Below are 15,774 nucleotides of genomic sequence, written 5' to 3' on the forward strand. Positions count from 1 at the left end.
GATTGATTGATTATCCCATGAAAAAAATCCTGTCTTTATTGATTCTCTTATCAGTTGCTGTGACTTTTGGTCAGGAATCAAATGAAGATGTGGTTAAAAAGCTGATAAAGGTTGAGTCTGATACAATCAAAATTGACAGCTTGAGTATCAATCCAGGATATTTTGAAATGTATGATGCCGAAGGAGTTCGAGTACCCAATTCTCAATATGTGGTGGATTATGCCAAGGCACTTTTATGGTTCGGTGATTCAACCTTGTTTTTAGGTAAAACGATTCAAATAGAATATTTACCATACCCTGAGTTCCTGACAAAGACCTATTCGGCTTTTGACAGGTCTTTGATTGTTTCGGAAGCTACAGATCAGTCGAACCTTTACAGTTCAAATACCAAAAAGCAAGTAAAAAATAATAAACCCTTTGAAGGCTTGTATACCAGTGGAAGTTTATCAAGGGGAGTAACCATTGGAAGCAATCAGGACGCGGTTGTAAACTCGAATTTCAACCTTCAGATCGAAGGAAAGTTGTCTGAGAAGGTAGGAATCAGGGCTTCTATAACGGACAATGAAATTCCCTTGCAGTCGGGTGGATTTACACAGCGTCTGGATGAATTCGATCAGGTTTTTATTGAGCTCTTCTCAGACAACTGGTCCTTAACGGCTGGGGATATAGATCTTTTGAATACCGAGAACTACCTGATGCGATTTCAAAAGAAGATATCAGGAGTTCTTGTCAAAGGTAAGATTGATAAACCTCTTGCCACCACTGATTTTTTTGCCTCTGGAGCCTTGGTGCGTGGAAAGTTCAGGAGTTATAAGTTTGTGGGAATTGACGGAAACCAAGGGCCCTATAAAATTTTGGGAGAAGATAATCAGCAGTACATCATCATGATATCGGGAAGTGAACGTGTATATGCCAACGGTGTACTACTCAGGAGGGGAGAGAATTTTGATTATACCATAGATTACAATACAGGGGAAATCCGTTTTACTACACTTTATACGGTGACTTCCAATTTGAGATTTACGGTGGAATATCAGCTTTCTGAAAGGAATTACACTCGGTTTCTCACCTATGACGGGGTTGGGTTTAAATCTGAGAAGCTCAGATTAGGCATCAAATATTTTAATGAAACTGACGCAAAAAACAGTCCGCTGGACCAGAATCTCTCAGATGAACAGAAACAAATACTGGCCGAGGCCGGAGATGACAAATCTAAAATGGTATCTCCTTCGGAGGTAGAGGCAGAGTATAATGAAAACAGAATACTTTATAAAAAAATAATAATTAACGGAAAGGAGATCTATGAATTCTCTAATGATCCCGATGATGAGCTATATCAGGTTACATTTAGTTATGTAGGAGAGAACAATGGAGACTATAATTTGGAAACAACCCTTGCGGCAGGAAGGGTTTATCAATATGTTCCAGAATTCAATAATCAGAAACAGGGCGCCTATCTCCCGGTTGTTCAGCTCATCGCTCCTGAAAAATATCAAATGCTGCACGTAGAGGCTGATTATAATCCTGGAGAAAAGACCCTTATTGCTTCAGAGTTCGCCCTCAGTGACAATGATCAAAATCTGTTTTCTTCAATTGATAACGAAAACAATAAGGGGTTTGCGGCAAAAGCTTCCTGGAAACAAGGAATTATCGATAAAAAATGGAAGCTGAATTCGGAGCTGGACTATGAATATTTCAGCAAGGATTTTGTGTCTATTGAACGAATTCGAAATGTTGAGTTTACGAGAGATTGGAATATATTGTCCCGTGACCTGTCAAACCTTGGTGAGCAGAATTTTTTAAGAGGCGGACTGGAATTAAACCGAGATAGTGTGGGAACTTTTAACTATAGGTATGAGTATCTCAGCCTTGGAGAAGATTACAAGGGTGACAGGCACAACCTTCAGGCTAATTTGCAATTGAATCAAACGAAAATACTTTTCAGCGGAAGTAGCATGAAGAACGAAAACCTGGTTGAAAAAAATTCATTTGACCGACTTTACACCTCGGTTATACAACAGATTTCAAGGTATTGGATAGGAGCGAAATTCAACTATGAAAAGAATCAAATTCAAAATGTAATTGATCAATCATTGAATGAATTGTCTCACGGATTTTCTGAATTAGAAGGATTTGCCGGAGTTGGTGATTCCAGTAATGTTTTTGTTGAAGTCGGTTACAATTTTCGGCTGACTGACAGTGTTCAAAACGAATTCCTAAGCGAGGTGAACAGGTCACATACTTATTTTTTAAAATCAAGGCTTATTCAGAATGCGAATACGGATCTTTCAGTTTTTGCAAACTATAGAAATGTACAGAATATCAATATTCAAAATGAGAATTCACTGAATGCCAGGCTAGCCTATCGTCAGCGAATATTTAGAGATTTCATTAGTTTACAGACTTTACTGGAAACAAACTCAGGAACATTACCGCAACAGGAGTTTAGTTATGTTGAAGTAGAACCGGGTAAGGGATTTTACGAATGGATCGATTTTAACAATAATGGAATTCAGGAACTGGATGAATTTGTTGTTGCCCGTTTTCAGGATCAGGCCATTTATGTCAGGGTTTTACTTCCTACGGTATCTTTTCTTAGAACGAATCAAAACAAATGGAGTCAGTCTATTAATTTAAATGGTTCGGGATGGCGAAATGAAGAGGGTCTCAAAAAACTAGTATCCCATTTCAGCAACCAAACCTATTTTCTGATTGATGTGAAAACCAAAAGAGATGGTGATGATTTTACCATAACGCCTTTCGCCCATGACGAAGAAGATCTTTTAGGCATGGACCAAAACTTTAAGAATAGTTTATTTTTTAATAGAGGAATGCAACGATACAGTTTTGTGTACACCTATTTGAATTTCAGAAAAAAAACGATTTTTTCTTTTGGTGATCAGGATGTTTCATCCTATACACATCAGTTTCAGTTTATTCATAAACTCGGATCCAGTTGGTTGTTGGATTTTAATGCGGGTCTGAGCAATACCCAGAGTGAGTCTGTCAGTTATTCCAACAGGAATTACAAACTGGATCAATACGATTTCAACCCGAAACTTTCTTATTTATACGATCAGAATACGCGTCTCGAATTATTTTATAAATTCAAGGACAAAGAAAATACAATCGGAGCTCAGGAGACTTTGCAAATGCATGTCGGAGGATTGAATTTTAACTATGCCGGAAAGAGGGGGTTTTCCCTGAATTCAAATTTTAATCTGTACCTTAATGATTTCGTGGGAAGTACAAATTCTCCTGTAGCCTATCAAATGCTGGAAGGATTACAACCCGGAACCAACCTGACCTGGTTGCTTGGCATGCAGAAAAGACTAACTTCATTTCTTGACCTAAATCTTAATTATTCAGGTAGAAAATCGGAAAATTCCGATACCATCCACACAGGAAATATTCAGCTTCGTGCTACTTTCTAAGCCAATTGGCCATGGATACCTCTTTGTTGATCAGCTTGCTGAGGTCTTCAATATTTACTCGTTGCTGTTCCATCGTATCTCTGTTTCTTATGGTAACCGTATTATTTTCTTTGGTTTCATGGTCAACGGTAATACAAAACGGTGTTCCTAAGGCATCCTGTCTTCTATATCTTCTTCCAACCGCATCTTTTTCATCATAAGCCACATTGAAGTCAAATTTAAGCTGGTCAATAATTTCCCTTGCAATTTCGGGTAGGCCATCTTTTTTAACCAATGGTAAAACAGCTGCTTTTGTAGGAGCAAGCACTGCGGGAAGCTTAAGGACTATTCTTTCAGAACCATCTTCCAGAGTTTCGTTTTGCAGGGCCGTTGAGAAAACAGCCAGGAACATTCTGTCCAGACCAATTGAAGTCTCAACAACATAGGGAACGTAGTTTTTATTCATTTCATGATCAAAGAACTGCAATTTTTTTCCAGAATATTCTTCATGGGCTTTAAGGTCAAAATCTGTTCTTGAATGAATTCCTTCCAATTCCTTAAATCCAAAAGGAAACTGAAACTCTATATCTGCTGCCGCATTGGCATAATGGGCCAGTTTTTCATGATCATGAAACCTGTACTTGTCTTCTCCGAGCCCCAGTGAGAGATGCCATTTAAGACGAGTTTGCTTCCAGTTTTCATACCACTTCAATTCTTCCCCCGGACGAACAAAATATTGCATTTCCATTTGTTCAAATTCCCTCATTCTGAAAATAAACTGCCTGGCCACGATTTCGTTTCTGAAGGCTTTACCGGTCTGTGCGATCCCGAACGGAATTTTCATCCTCCCGGTTTTTTGGACATTTGCAAAGTTCACAAAAATTCCCTGAGCCGTTTCTGGCCTTAGGAAAAGATCCATTGCTGAATCAGCAGAAGCTCCAAGCTTGGTGCCGAACATCAAATTAAATTGTTTCACGTCGGTCCAGTTTCTGGACCCTGATACCGGGCATGCTATTTCCAGTTCTTCAATCAGGGATTTTACATCCGCCAGGTCATCATTTTCAAGAGAACGAGCCATACGGCTTAAAACCTCATCTTTTTTTGAAAGGTATTTTACTACTCTGGGATTAGTAGTGACAAACTCATTTCGGTTAAAGGCATCTCCAAATCTCTTAGCAGCTTTGGAAATTTCCTTTTCTGCTTTAATATTCAGTTTTTCAGCATAGTCTTCAATTAGGACATCCGCTCTGTATCTTTTTTTGGAATCCTTGTTGTCGATCAACGGATCATTAAAAGCATCTACGTGTCCAGAAGCCTTCCAGGTTGTTGGGTGCATAAATATTGCGGCATCAATACCCACAATATTTTCATTCATCTGAACCATGGATTTCCACCAATACTCACGAATATTGTTTTTTAATTCAACCCCATTTTGAGCATAGTCATATACCGCGCTTAAACCATCATATATTTCACTCGATTGAAAGATAAATCCATACTCTTTTGCATGGGAGATAACCTTTTTGAATTTGTCTTCTTGATTTTTCATTCGGCAAAAATAATTAATTTATAGTAAGGGCATAAAAAAAGGAAACACAATTTGTGTCTCCTTTTTTTTATCTATTTTAAACCTCTCCTAAAGTCCTAAGAAAGAGTCGTTTAATTCAAGATTTGCAGATCCTACAAGTTTTCCTTCCACAAATACTTCAATGGGGTAGACTCCAGCTTCGTATTTATCTCCTTTTCTTTCTACCAGCATCACAACATCAAGGTCAGCATTTTCGTAATTGACCATCGTCTGATCTGTATATTTAATTTCAGCACCTTCCTGAACAGTAAAAGTTCCTTTTGCATTAATTACCTGACCTGCAGGGTTTTTCAAAATAATGTAAGCCTCTTTATCTCCTGGTTCAGCAATTTCATTTTCCATCAACCTGAATTCTACTTTAATTGCGTCGGTTTTTTGAGCTTTATTCGTTTCAGTGTACTTTCCATTGGAACGCATCTTCATAGCAGTAACCTCAACATTTTCCACGTTGATGGCACCACCAATCTCAACTTTTCTTGCCAGCTCCATATTCTGAGCTACCAGTGTGTCGTTGTAAGTTGTCTGAATTTCAAGTTGGCTGTTAATACTGTCTTTTTCTTCGGTAAGAATATTATTGGCAAGTTTTAAAGAATCAACTTCGTCCATTAATCTGTTATTCGTTTTTTCCAAGGCAGCCAATTGACCACGGTACCTTCTTAAAACACTTGAGTTGATCTGTTTCAGATTCTTTACAGAATCCTTGAGAATTGCAATTTTCTCTTTTTCAAGAGCAAGAGAATCAGATAAACTTGTGTTTTGGGCAATTGCAACGTCATATTTCTCCTCCATTGCGGTCAGATTACCAATAATCTGTTCCTTTTCATCTTGTAAGAACTTCACGGCCTCCTTGTGGTCATTATTATTGTAAAAAGTGTAGCCGATAAGTCCAAACAGCAGAATAGTTAATGCAATTATTAATATTTTACTGTTTGAAGATTTAGAATTTTCTTCCATAATTATAGAATTAGGTTTACATTTTAGATTAATCTTAACTTATATAACGTAATAAATCAGAAAAATTGTGTGCAAATGTAAATTTTTTTAAATCGATCGCCGCATATATTCAAACAAATTGTCTTATATGTTGATAAATAAATATTTACGTCAATTATTTTTCAAAGAATCATTTGAATTATTTTTTTCTGAGACCTGTCTGAACTGCCATAATAGGGTTGAGGAACCCAATTTTTTCCTCTGCTATATCTGTATGTCTGAAATCCCCCTTACACATCATAGTTTTTATACGGATAACCTACTCGAGATATCTTTTAAAGGCCGTGTAAATCTATTTTCGGGTACTTCTTTGATGTATTTTGAAAAGGGAGGCCTTGTGCAGAAGATATTGTTTGAGATAAAGTACAATCAAAAACCCTTGCTAGCATCCTTTTTTGGTAGATGGTTAGGTGCCCAAATGCTGGAATCCAGGCGCTTTGAAAGTGTGGATCTGATCCTGCCCCTGCCTTTACATCCCGAGAAAAAGAGGCAAAGAGGATACAATCAGTCAGCATATTTTGGAAGAGCACTAGCAGAAACAATGGGGAAAGAATTCAGGAATGACCTGTTGTTCCGCAATACTAATGCAGGCAGTCAGACAAAAAAAGGAAGAACAGCAAGAATGTATGCGATTGAGAATGAATATAGTATTAAGGATGAACATTTTTTGATCAACAGGCATGTGTTGATCGCAGATGATGTTATTACCTCCGGAGCTACGCTGGAGTCAGCCTGTACCCCGTTTTGGAATGTGCAAGGTATCCGATTGAGCTTTGCTTGCATTGCTTTTACGCCATAATTTGAAAAAAAATAAGAATTCGATCAAAATAGTCGTTAATTTGTACTTTTTAAAGACATGAAATATCTTTATTTGTTGATCATAGTAACGGTTTCTGTTTTAACCAGCTGCGCAAGAATTGGAAGGCCGGAGGGAGGTCCCAAGGATTTTGAAAAACCCATTATGGTCAAGTCAGATCCGGAAATGAAAAGCCTGAATTTTAAGGAGGATCAGATTAAAATTTACTTTGATGAGTTCATCAAACTTCAGAATGTAAATTCAGAACTCATTATATCCCCGCCGTTGAAAAATGCCCCTGTGATTTCACCACTGGGAACTCCAAGTAAAAAGATTACGATTAAAATATCAGATACGCTAAAGGAAAACACCACCTACACTTTTAATTTTGCTCAAAGTATCATTGACAATACGGAAGGAAACATTCTTGATAACTTTAAATATATTTTCTCCACCGGAGATTATATTGACTCGCTCAAGATCAAGGGCCAGATAAAGGATGCATTTGACCTTGAAATGATTGAAAATCCAACTATTATGCTTTACCCGGTTGAAGAGTCTTACAAAGATTCAATAATCTTTTTGGAGAAACCTACTTATGTTGGCGGCACATTGGATAGTTTGAACTGGGAGATCACCAATATAAAGGCCGGAGACTACAGGCTGATCGCTCTAAACGACCTTAGTAAAAATTATAAATTCAACCCCAAAGAGGATAGAATAGCTTATTACCCGGAAGTGATTTCAATTCCCGGAGACAGTGTGTTTGATCTGAAACTCTTTAAGGAAATTTTGCCTTTTAAGGTGGTTTCAAGGCCCAAAGATGTTTCTAAAGGCCATATAATCATTGGTTTCGAAGGTGATCATCAGGAGGTGTCCATAAGGAATTTATCGGCTTCATCGGATGACTTCAAAGCATTCTTTGTAAAAGACAGAAGAACAGATACCCTTAATTACTATTTCAATAATTTTGAGCTGGACAGTATGCTTCTCGAAATTTCAAAAGGCTCTTATCTGGACACCGTTACAGTGAGGATCAATGAGGAAAAGATCGATTCCTTGCGTATCGAGATGTCGACCTATGGAGTTTTGCATATGAGAGATACCCTAAAGCTGGGAGCCTCGGTCCCATTGATGAAGATCGATACTTCAAAAATTCATTTAGTAGATAAAGATTCAATCGATGTTCCTTTCCGGATTCATTTGAAGGAGAGCCGAAATCAACTTGATTTTGATTTTGAGAAAGAGACGAATCAAAATTATAATTTGTTCATCGAACCCGGTGCCGTTGAGGATATTTTTGGGGTGCAAAATGATACGATCAAGTCAAAACTTAAAACCGGTAAAATTTCGGACTATGCTTCTATCTTTTTAACATTGAGAAATGTTAACAGATACCCTGTTATTATTGAGTTGATGAATGATAAAGGGGAAACCGTGGCCTCAGAATATGCCACTGAAATGAGGGAATTTGAATTCCGATATTTGCAACCTTCCCGATTTATGATACGTATTATTTACGATGATAACGGTAATAAAAAATGGGATACCGGAAACTTTCTCTTGAATGTTCAGCCTGAAGAGGTTTATTATGTAAAGACCATTCTGGAGGCCAAGGCCAATTGGGAGCTTGAGGAAAATATCAGCCTGCAACCCTGATGTATTTGAACAAATACAAGATTTGTTTTTCGATCAGAGTATTGTGATTCTTATTGCTGTTTACTTCGAAGAAGTTAGTATCTTTGTTGTTTAGAATCATTTTAATTAAGAAAGTAATGAGTTTTAAGAAACAGGATATATATAAAGCACTTGAATCGATCTCGGCTCCGGGGGAAGGAATGAATCTTATAGAGAGCAAAGCGGTTACGAATGTGGTAATTTTTGGCAGGGAAATTCTTGTTGATGTCACGATAAAGAACCCGTCACTTCAGGCAAAGAAAAAAGTTGAAGTTGAAATTATGAAGGTGATTCACGATCAGGTTGATGAAAAAACGGATGTAAAAGTAAATGTAAAGGTTGATGCACCCGCAAAACCGGCTCCAATCAGAGGGAATGAGATTCCCGGAATTAAAAATATTATTGCTGTGGCTTCCGGAAAGGGTGGTGTAGGTAAATCTACTGTGACGGCAAATCTTGCAGTTACTCTTGCCAAGATGGGTTTTAGCGTAGGCATACTGGATGCCGATGTATATGGGCCTTCCATGCCGATTATGTTTGATGTTGCTAAAGAGCGCCCGTTATCTGTTAATGTTCAGGGCAAATCTAAAATGCAGCCTATTGAAAATTACGGGGTCAAACTCCTTTCTTTGGGATTTTTTACGGATCCGAACCAGGCCGTTATCTGGCGCGGCGCGATGGCGTCCAAAGCTTTAAATCAAATGATTTTTGATGCAAACTGGGGAGAATTGGACTTTCTTCTTGTAGATCTTCCTCCGGGTACAGGAGATATTCACCTTTCCATGGTTCAGGCGGTACCTATTACCGGAGCAGTCATTGTAAGTACGCCTCAGCCTATTGCTTTGGCTGACGCCAAACGAGGAGTGGCGATGTTCCAACAGAAAAATATCCAGGTCCCTGTTTTGGGAATCATTGAAAATATGAGTTATTTTACACCTGCGGAACTGCCTGAAAACAAATATTATATTTTTGGAAAGGATGGAGCAAAGAATTTATCTGAAGATCTTGATACAGCACTTTTGGGCGAACTTCCATTGGTTCAGAGTATCAGAGAGGCAGGTGATGTTGGTCATCCTGTTGCCTTGCAGGAAGATACGGCCTTGGAAAAAGCCTTTATTGACACGACTCAGAACATGTTGACTCAATTGGTAAAAAGAAATGAAGATCTGCCACCTACAGAAGTTGTGAGGATAACCACAATGTCTGGTTGCAGTTCAAAGTAGTAAAATCCGGCAATGGTTAAATATTGTCGGGTAAATATAAATGAAATGGCAGAGAAAGAACTTTTAGAAAATATCGAAAAGGCGCTGGGTGAAATTAGGCCCTATCTACTAACGGATGGAGGAGACATTTCCTTTGTATCCGTTGAGGATGATATTGTTAATGTAAAATTTCATGGAGCCTGTATAGGTTGTACCGTCAACCAAATGACTTTGAAAAACGGGGTAGAGGCAACAATCAAAAAATACGCTCCACAAATCAAAAAAGTAGAAGAGGTCAAATAACTTCCATAGACGATTATTCTCATATTCTTAAAAAATATTCTTTATATTTGTTAAAATCGAAAGAACAAATATAATATGACCTGCATTTTTGCTGAATTATTATCATTTCTAAAATTTCTTATGAAGAGAAAACCTGAATAAAAAGGGGTATTCTTCATTTGCCTGCATCTTTCTTTTATTAACATCAAAAATATTCTAACTATGCCCAGATACCATACCCTAGGCAGTATTCCTTTAAAACGACACACAGTTTTTAAAGATGAGAATGATAATTTTATTTATGAAGAATTGTTTGGAACCATTGGTTTCGATGGTATGTCAACCTTATTATATCATACACAAAGGCCGACCCAGGTAAAAAAGGTTTTGTCTTCTTATGATGTTAGCCCAAAAATTGCGGTGAAGAAGAACATGAAATCGTTAAGCCTGAAGGGATTTAAAGTGGCGCCCGAGAAAGATTACCTTAAAAGCCGTATTCCCGTGCTGGTCAATACTGACTGCTTAATAAGTCTGGCCTCGCCGAGTTCCTCTTTAAGAGATTATTTTTATAAAAATACTGACTCGGATGAAGTGATTTTTATACATAAGGGAACAGGGAAACTGCGAACCATGCTGGGAAATATTGAATTTGCTTACGGAGATTATCTGGTCATTCCCAGAGGCATGATTTATCAAATTGATTTTGATGATAAAGATAACCGATTGTTTATTGTTGAGTCTAAGAATCCAATCTACACACCAAAAAGATATAGGAACTGGTTTGGGCAAATGCTGGAACATGCTCCGTTTTGCGAACGGGATATGCATCCTCCTTCTGAACTGGAAACCTACAATGAAAAGGGGGATTTTGTTATTAAAGTGAAGAAACAGGATTATGTACACGAATATGTTTATGCCGCCCATCCCTTCAGCGTTGTAGGCTGGGATGGTTACAATTTTCCTTATAAGTTCTCTATACATGATTTTGAACCTATAACCGGGCGGGTGCATTTGCCACCGCCTATTCATCAGACCTTTGAATCGGCCGGATTTGTAATTTGTTCTTTTGTGCCCAGATTGTATGATTACCATCCAGATGCTGTGCCGGCACCTTACAATCACAGTAATATTGATTCTGACGAGGTGCTCTATTATGTTGACGGGGACTTTATGAGCAGAAATAATATCGAAAAGGGGCAGATCACTCTACATCCGGCAGGGATTCCCCATGGTCCCCATCCGGGAGCCATGGAACGAAGCATTGGAAAGAAAGAAACAGAGGAGCTTGCGGTGATGGTTGATACCTTTAAGCCATTAATGGTTACTGAGGAGGCCTTGAAAATAGCTGATGGAGATTATTTTACCTCCTGGCTGGAACACGAATGAATAATTTAAAATAACCGATATGAGTGAGTTAAAAAAAGCTGACAATTTTAATTATGGATTGGAGAAAATATTCCCCGAAGCAGAAGATTTTTTGCCCCTTCTGGGAACTGATTATGTTGAATTTTATGTAGGAAATGCCAAGCAGGCAGCTCACTTTTACAAGACTGCCCTGGGTTTCCAGTCCTTGGCTTATGCGGGCTTGGAAACGGGCCTAAGAGACAGAACTTCATATGTCGTGGTACAGGATAAGATTCGATTGGTTTTTACAACACCGATGCCGGGATCCGGGTCTGATTTTATATTTGATCATCTTAAAAAACATGGCGATGGGGTAAAAGTTATCGCGTTGTGGGTGGATGATGCGACCAAATCCTGGGAAGAAACGACTAAAAGAGGAGCAAAATCATTTTTTGAACCCATGACCGAAAAGGATGAGCATGGAGAGGTTGTAAGATCCGGTATCCATACTTATGGTGATACGGTGCATGTTTTTGTGGAAAGAAAGAACTATAACGGAGCCTTTCTTCCAAAATTTGAACCCTGGGAGTCACATTATAATCCAACTCCTGTTGGATTGAAATATATTGATCACATGGTGGGGAATGTTGATTGGGGTGAAATGAATAAATGGGCTAAGTTTTATAATGAAGTTATGGGTTTTGCCAATTTGATCACCTTTGACGACAAGGATATTTCTACCGAATATACGGCTTTGATGAGCAAAGTAATGACCAATGGCAACGGGAGGATCAAGTTTCCAATTAACGAACCGGCAGAGGGGAAGAAAAAATCACAGATTGAAGAGTATATAGACTTTTATCAAGGCGCCGGATGTCAGCATATTGCCGTGGCAACGGACGATATTGTTTTTACGGTCAGTGAAATGAAGAAACGCGGAATAGAATTTTTATATGTCCCGGGAACCTATTACGATACTGTTGGGGAAAGAGTGGGAGAAATAGCTGAAAGCATTGAACTGCTCAAGGAGCATGGGATCATGGTTGACCGAGATGATGAAGGCTATTTGCTTCAGATATTTACCAAACCGCTTACGGATCGGCCTACCTTATTTTTTGAGATCATCCAAAGAAAGGGGGCTCAGTCTTTTGGGAAAGGTAATTTTAAAGCTTTGTTTGAGTCAATTGAAGCTGAACAGGAAAGACGGGGAACCCTGTAGAGTACTAAAGAAAAGAGCCCGGATATTACCGGGCTTTTTTTTGAACACGTTTGAAGATCGATTTTAATGATTTCTTGATTGAAAGAAGGTTTCATTTCAAGTTTTACGATCATTCCGTTCGGAGTTTTTGCATAATGTGTTTATCAAATTTCTGGTCATCCTTCAAAATATTGAAAAAACTTTGCAGAAATTCATTTGATTCCTCGAAGGCCCGCTGGCTTTCAAATTGATCCTTACAGTTGTTCATCACTTCGAAAAATTCTTTTTCATTTGTCACATATTGTTGTCGAACGATTGAAATCACCTTTGAATCTCTCTCAAACCCTCTGTATAGCCTTTCTGTGACCGATTCTATCGGAAGGCTTTCACCACCAATTTGAGAAACAACAGAATAATTGGTATTGACCAGGCCTGACATATCGAAGTCAAATGGAACAGGAATTATCTTCTTATTTACATATATAAGTTTTTCGTTGTGCTGCCCTGAGGTTGAATAATCCGTATTTCCAATCATATATTGAAAGAATGCATTCTGAACGGAGCTGAGGTCATCCATATTCAGAGGGTGTATACCTCTTTTGATTACTTTGCCTCCATATCTGTCGGCCACTTTTTCTATATCCTCAATAATGATTCCCTTGAATTCATAGGTTTTGGCTTTCTTTTCTTTCTGGTCTTCAAATAATATATCAGCCAGTCGAACCTTATAATGATATGGAGACACTATTTCATACAATTTATAAGCCATATATTCCTTAACCACATAATCATTGCTGCCTCCCAGGCTGGAACAGGGAAAGACGATCTTTAATTTTTTGTTTCCGCTAAAAATGGTTCCTTTTCTTTCCGTTTTAGGGATTTTAAATTTTAAAGGGGGAAAGGTGCATTTTTTAAGCCTGTAATTGCCTCTTACCCTTATTTCAGTGGTCAAACTGTCCCAGTTTCCATCTTTGGTCCTGTAGGCAAATCGGGTTACCGTATAGGTACTGTCATTTGTTTCCTTTTTCAATTCTTTTCTTGAAAAGGTTAATTTGAGCTCTAGGTTATCATCAGTTCTAAATAATTTTGACACCTTGATCGTATCTGAATCCTTTTTTGTTTCCTGCCCTTGTATACAGTTTAAAACAATGACATTCAGTAAAATGAAGTAGTATATAATTTGCTTTTTGATAATTTTGTATTTAAATTAGACATTCTTCCCAATCCTACCGAGATGAATAAATATGTAACCATAATCAACAAAAGAACATACATCTCGCTACTTATAGCGATAGCGGTTCTGATTGCCTCCTTTACGTTTGAGTTTTCATACGATATAGATCTGACTTTGCTGAGTATAGCTATTATATTTCCGTTAGTGTTTAATATTCGCGGATCCTTCAGGCGACGTGAAAAGGCGCTTCAGCACTTAAGCCAATTCAGAAGCTCGCTTAAAACCTTATCTTACTATTTCATTTTTGCCCCAGGCTTAACCGAGGAAGATAAAGAAGAAGCAGCACAGATACTTGTCGAAATCAGTGATAAAACTATGGTTCATCTTGAGGAAAACGAGCATACCACAGAGAAACTAGATGAAAGTATCAATAAGGTCTATCTATTCGTTACTTCCAAAGATACATTAATTTCCAAAGGATTAAAAGATAAAATTTGGAAGTATCTTAATGATCTGCATGAATCCATAGAAAATCTGCATGCCATCAATACCCACAGAACACCAGTAAGCCTAAAAGCCTATTGTGAGTTTTTCATTTATATTTTCCCTTTGATTTATGCACCCGCTATACTATTCAGAGTTGGTATGGAAGCAGATAAGTGGGTAACTGTATTTATTGTCCTCTTTAGTGAATTTATTTTGATTTCACTTTACAATATTCAGGATCAGATGGAATATCCTTTTGATAATGTAGGGCTTGACGACATTCATTTGTCAATGTTCAAAATTGACCGTTAGGGATAAAAAGAAATTATGATGATGCGGATCAGATGAGAATCAAAGTAAAAATATTTATTTCAGTCCTTTTATTCATTTGTCTTATGGCGCTTGGATTTCATTCACATGATGATTTTTCTTCGAATAAAAATTCGCGAAATTTTGATTTCAGTGGCACGAATTCCCTATTTGTCAAAATTGACAGCGGGCTTAAGGTTCATTGGATCACTCAGGTCAAGGACAGCGGTTATTTTGAAATATCCAGGCGAGGTAAAACACCTTTCGCCAAAGGGTTTACTGAATCTTCCAGAGTTCACTCGGTTGAATTGGATGCCAAAATTAAACAAGATTTGATTTTAAAATTTGGAGGAGAAAAGGACGGCATGCATGAGGTGGTGCTAAAAAAGCCTGAAACGGACCTGAAAACGGTTTACAAAAATGTAAATTCAATTTATGTGGTTGGGGATGTTCACGGGAGATATCCTCAGTTGATCACTTTATTGCAGAAATCGAAAGTGATTGATATGGACCTCAACTGGATCGCCGGAGAAGCACATTTGGTTTTTTTGGGTGATCTTTTTGATCGGGGATCTCAGGTAACTAAGGTGCTGTGGTTTATTTATCGATTAGAGGATCAGGCCAAATCTGCCGGAGGGAAGGTGCATCTGGTTTTAGGAAATCACGAAATTATGACTATGACCAAAGATTTGAGATATCTCAATGTCAAAGAGAAAAATATTGCTATCGGGCATAAAGTGACTTATGATCAAATGTTTCATCCACAGAATTCTTTATTGGGTTTGTGGCTCAGTGGCAAGCCTTCGGTACTGAAAATAGATCAGTTCATTTTTGCTCACGGAGGAATCGTTGATCTGGGAACCTTTACACTAAATTCTTTTAACGAAGCGGTTTCCTATTATATGAAGGATCCTATGTATTTGGAACTTACACAGGAATTTCCCGATAGCACGAAGTACGATGTGGAACGATGGTATCGTATGCGGGATTTCTTTTTTTATGAAAACGGGCCGTATTGGTACAGGGGTTATGTGTTACAGGATACCCTGGATGTTCAACTTAATGCCATGCTAAAGAAATACAAGTCCAAGGTACATATTGTCGCTCATACCACACGCAAAACGATCACCAGGAAATACGATGGAAAATTGCTGACAACAGATTTAGATGATGCAGCTACAGAACTGCTTTTTATCAAAAGAAACAGGAGAAGCACAGAAACCTTTAAAATTGACAGTGAAGGTGTGGTTTCCCCATTGGAATAACCTGATTATTCTTTTCCAGATATTTTTTTCATGTTTACTTTAATCGA

12 protein-coding genes are annotated in these 15,774 nt (G+C 38.0%); 9 read left to right on the forward strand and 3 right to left on the reverse strand.

Features of this window, described 5'->3' with window-relative positions; genetic code table 11:
- Positions 1–17: 17 nt before the first annotated feature.
- On the forward strand, positions 18–3,434 hold the full coding sequence (locus LCM02_RS01695) for a hypothetical protein (protein WP_224926583.1): 3,417 nt from the start codon (positions 18–20) through the stop codon (positions 3,432–3,434).
- Here the strand turns inward: LCM02_RS01695 and LCM02_RS01700 are convergent.
- Both LCM02_RS01700 and LCM02_RS01705 read right to left on the reverse strand, forming a co-directional pair.
- On the reverse strand, positions 3,424–4,962 hold the full coding sequence (locus tag LCM02_RS01700; protein WP_224926584.1) for a glycine--tRNA ligase: 1,539 nt from the start codon (positions 4,960–4,962) through the stop codon (positions 3,424–3,426). The genes LCM02_RS01695 and LCM02_RS01700 overlap by 11 nt on opposite strands.
- An 87-nt stretch (positions 4,963–5,049) precedes the next feature.
- Complete coding sequence (locus tag LCM02_RS01705) at positions 5,050–5,955, reverse strand: hypothetical protein (RefSeq protein ID WP_224926585.1); 906 nt, start codon at positions 5,953–5,955, stop codon at positions 5,050–5,052.
- A 253-nt stretch (positions 5,956–6,208) separates the two neighbouring features.
- Between LCM02_RS01705 and LCM02_RS01710 the strand changes: the two genes are divergently transcribed.
- The 6 genes from LCM02_RS01710 to hppD all read left to right on the forward strand — a co-directional run bounded on the left by LCM02_RS01710 (position 6,209) and on the right by hppD (position 12,514).
- Positions 6,209–6,793 carry a ComF family protein gene (locus LCM02_RS01710; RefSeq protein WP_224926586.1) on the forward strand — a complete coding sequence of 195 codons (585 nt, stop codon included), beginning with the start codon at positions 6,209–6,211 and terminating at the stop codon, positions 6,791–6,793.
- A gap of 57 nt (positions 6,794–6,850) precedes the next feature.
- A complete protein-coding gene (locus LCM02_RS01715; protein WP_224926587.1) occupies positions 6,851–8,449 on the forward strand; it encodes an Ig-like domain-containing protein in 1,599 nt (532 codons plus the stop codon).
- 116 nt (positions 8,450–8,565) lie between these two features.
- A complete protein-coding gene (locus tag LCM02_RS01720) occupies positions 8,566–9,690 on the forward strand; it encodes an Mrp/NBP35 family ATP-binding protein (protein ID WP_224926588.1) in 1,125 nt (374 codons plus the stop codon).
- A gap of 45 nt (positions 9,691–9,735) precedes the next feature.
- On the forward strand, positions 9,736–9,972 hold the full coding sequence (locus LCM02_RS01725) for a NifU family protein (protein WP_224926589.1): 237 nt from the start codon (positions 9,736–9,738) through the stop codon (positions 9,970–9,972).
- 201 nt (positions 9,973–10,173) lie between these two features.
- Positions 10,174–11,337 carry a homogentisate 1,2-dioxygenase gene (locus LCM02_RS01730; protein WP_224926590.1) on the forward strand — a complete coding sequence of 388 codons (1,164 nt, stop codon included), beginning with the start codon at positions 10,174–10,176 and terminating at the stop codon, positions 11,335–11,337.
- Positions 11,338–11,356: 19 nt separating this feature from the next.
- Positions 11,357–12,514, forward strand: a complete 1,158-nt coding sequence (gene hppD, locus LCM02_RS01735) for a 4-hydroxyphenylpyruvate dioxygenase (protein ID WP_224926591.1) — start codon at positions 11,357–11,359, stop codon at positions 12,512–12,514.
- 109 nt (positions 12,515–12,623) lie between these two features.
- On the opposite strand, the gene LCM02_RS01740 is transcribed toward hppD, so the two are convergent.
- Positions 12,624–13,586, reverse strand: coding sequence for a hypothetical protein (locus LCM02_RS01740; RefSeq protein WP_224926592.1), 963 nt, complete (start codon positions 13,584–13,586; stop codon positions 12,624–12,626).
- A 141-nt stretch (positions 13,587–13,727) separates the two neighbouring features.
- On the opposite strand from LCM02_RS01740, the gene LCM02_RS01745 reads away from it, so the two are divergent.
- Positions 13,728–14,465 carry a hypothetical protein gene (locus LCM02_RS01745; protein ID WP_224926593.1) on the forward strand — a complete coding sequence of 246 codons (738 nt, stop codon included), beginning with the start codon at positions 13,728–13,730 and terminating at the stop codon, positions 14,463–14,465.
- Between the two features lie 83 nt (positions 14,466–14,548).
- Positions 14,549–15,727 (forward strand): metallophosphoesterase, encoded by a 1,179-nt coding sequence (locus tag LCM02_RS01750; RefSeq protein ID WP_224926594.1) that lies wholly within the window; start codon positions 14,549–14,551, stop codon positions 15,725–15,727.
- Positions 15,728–15,774: the final 47 nt, after the last annotated feature.

The sequence above is a fragment of the Lutimonas saemankumensis genome (genome assembly GCF_020171465.1).
GTDB classification, from domain to species: domain Bacteria; phylum Bacteroidota; class Bacteroidia; order Flavobacteriales; family Flavobacteriaceae; genus Lutimonas; species Lutimonas saemankumensis.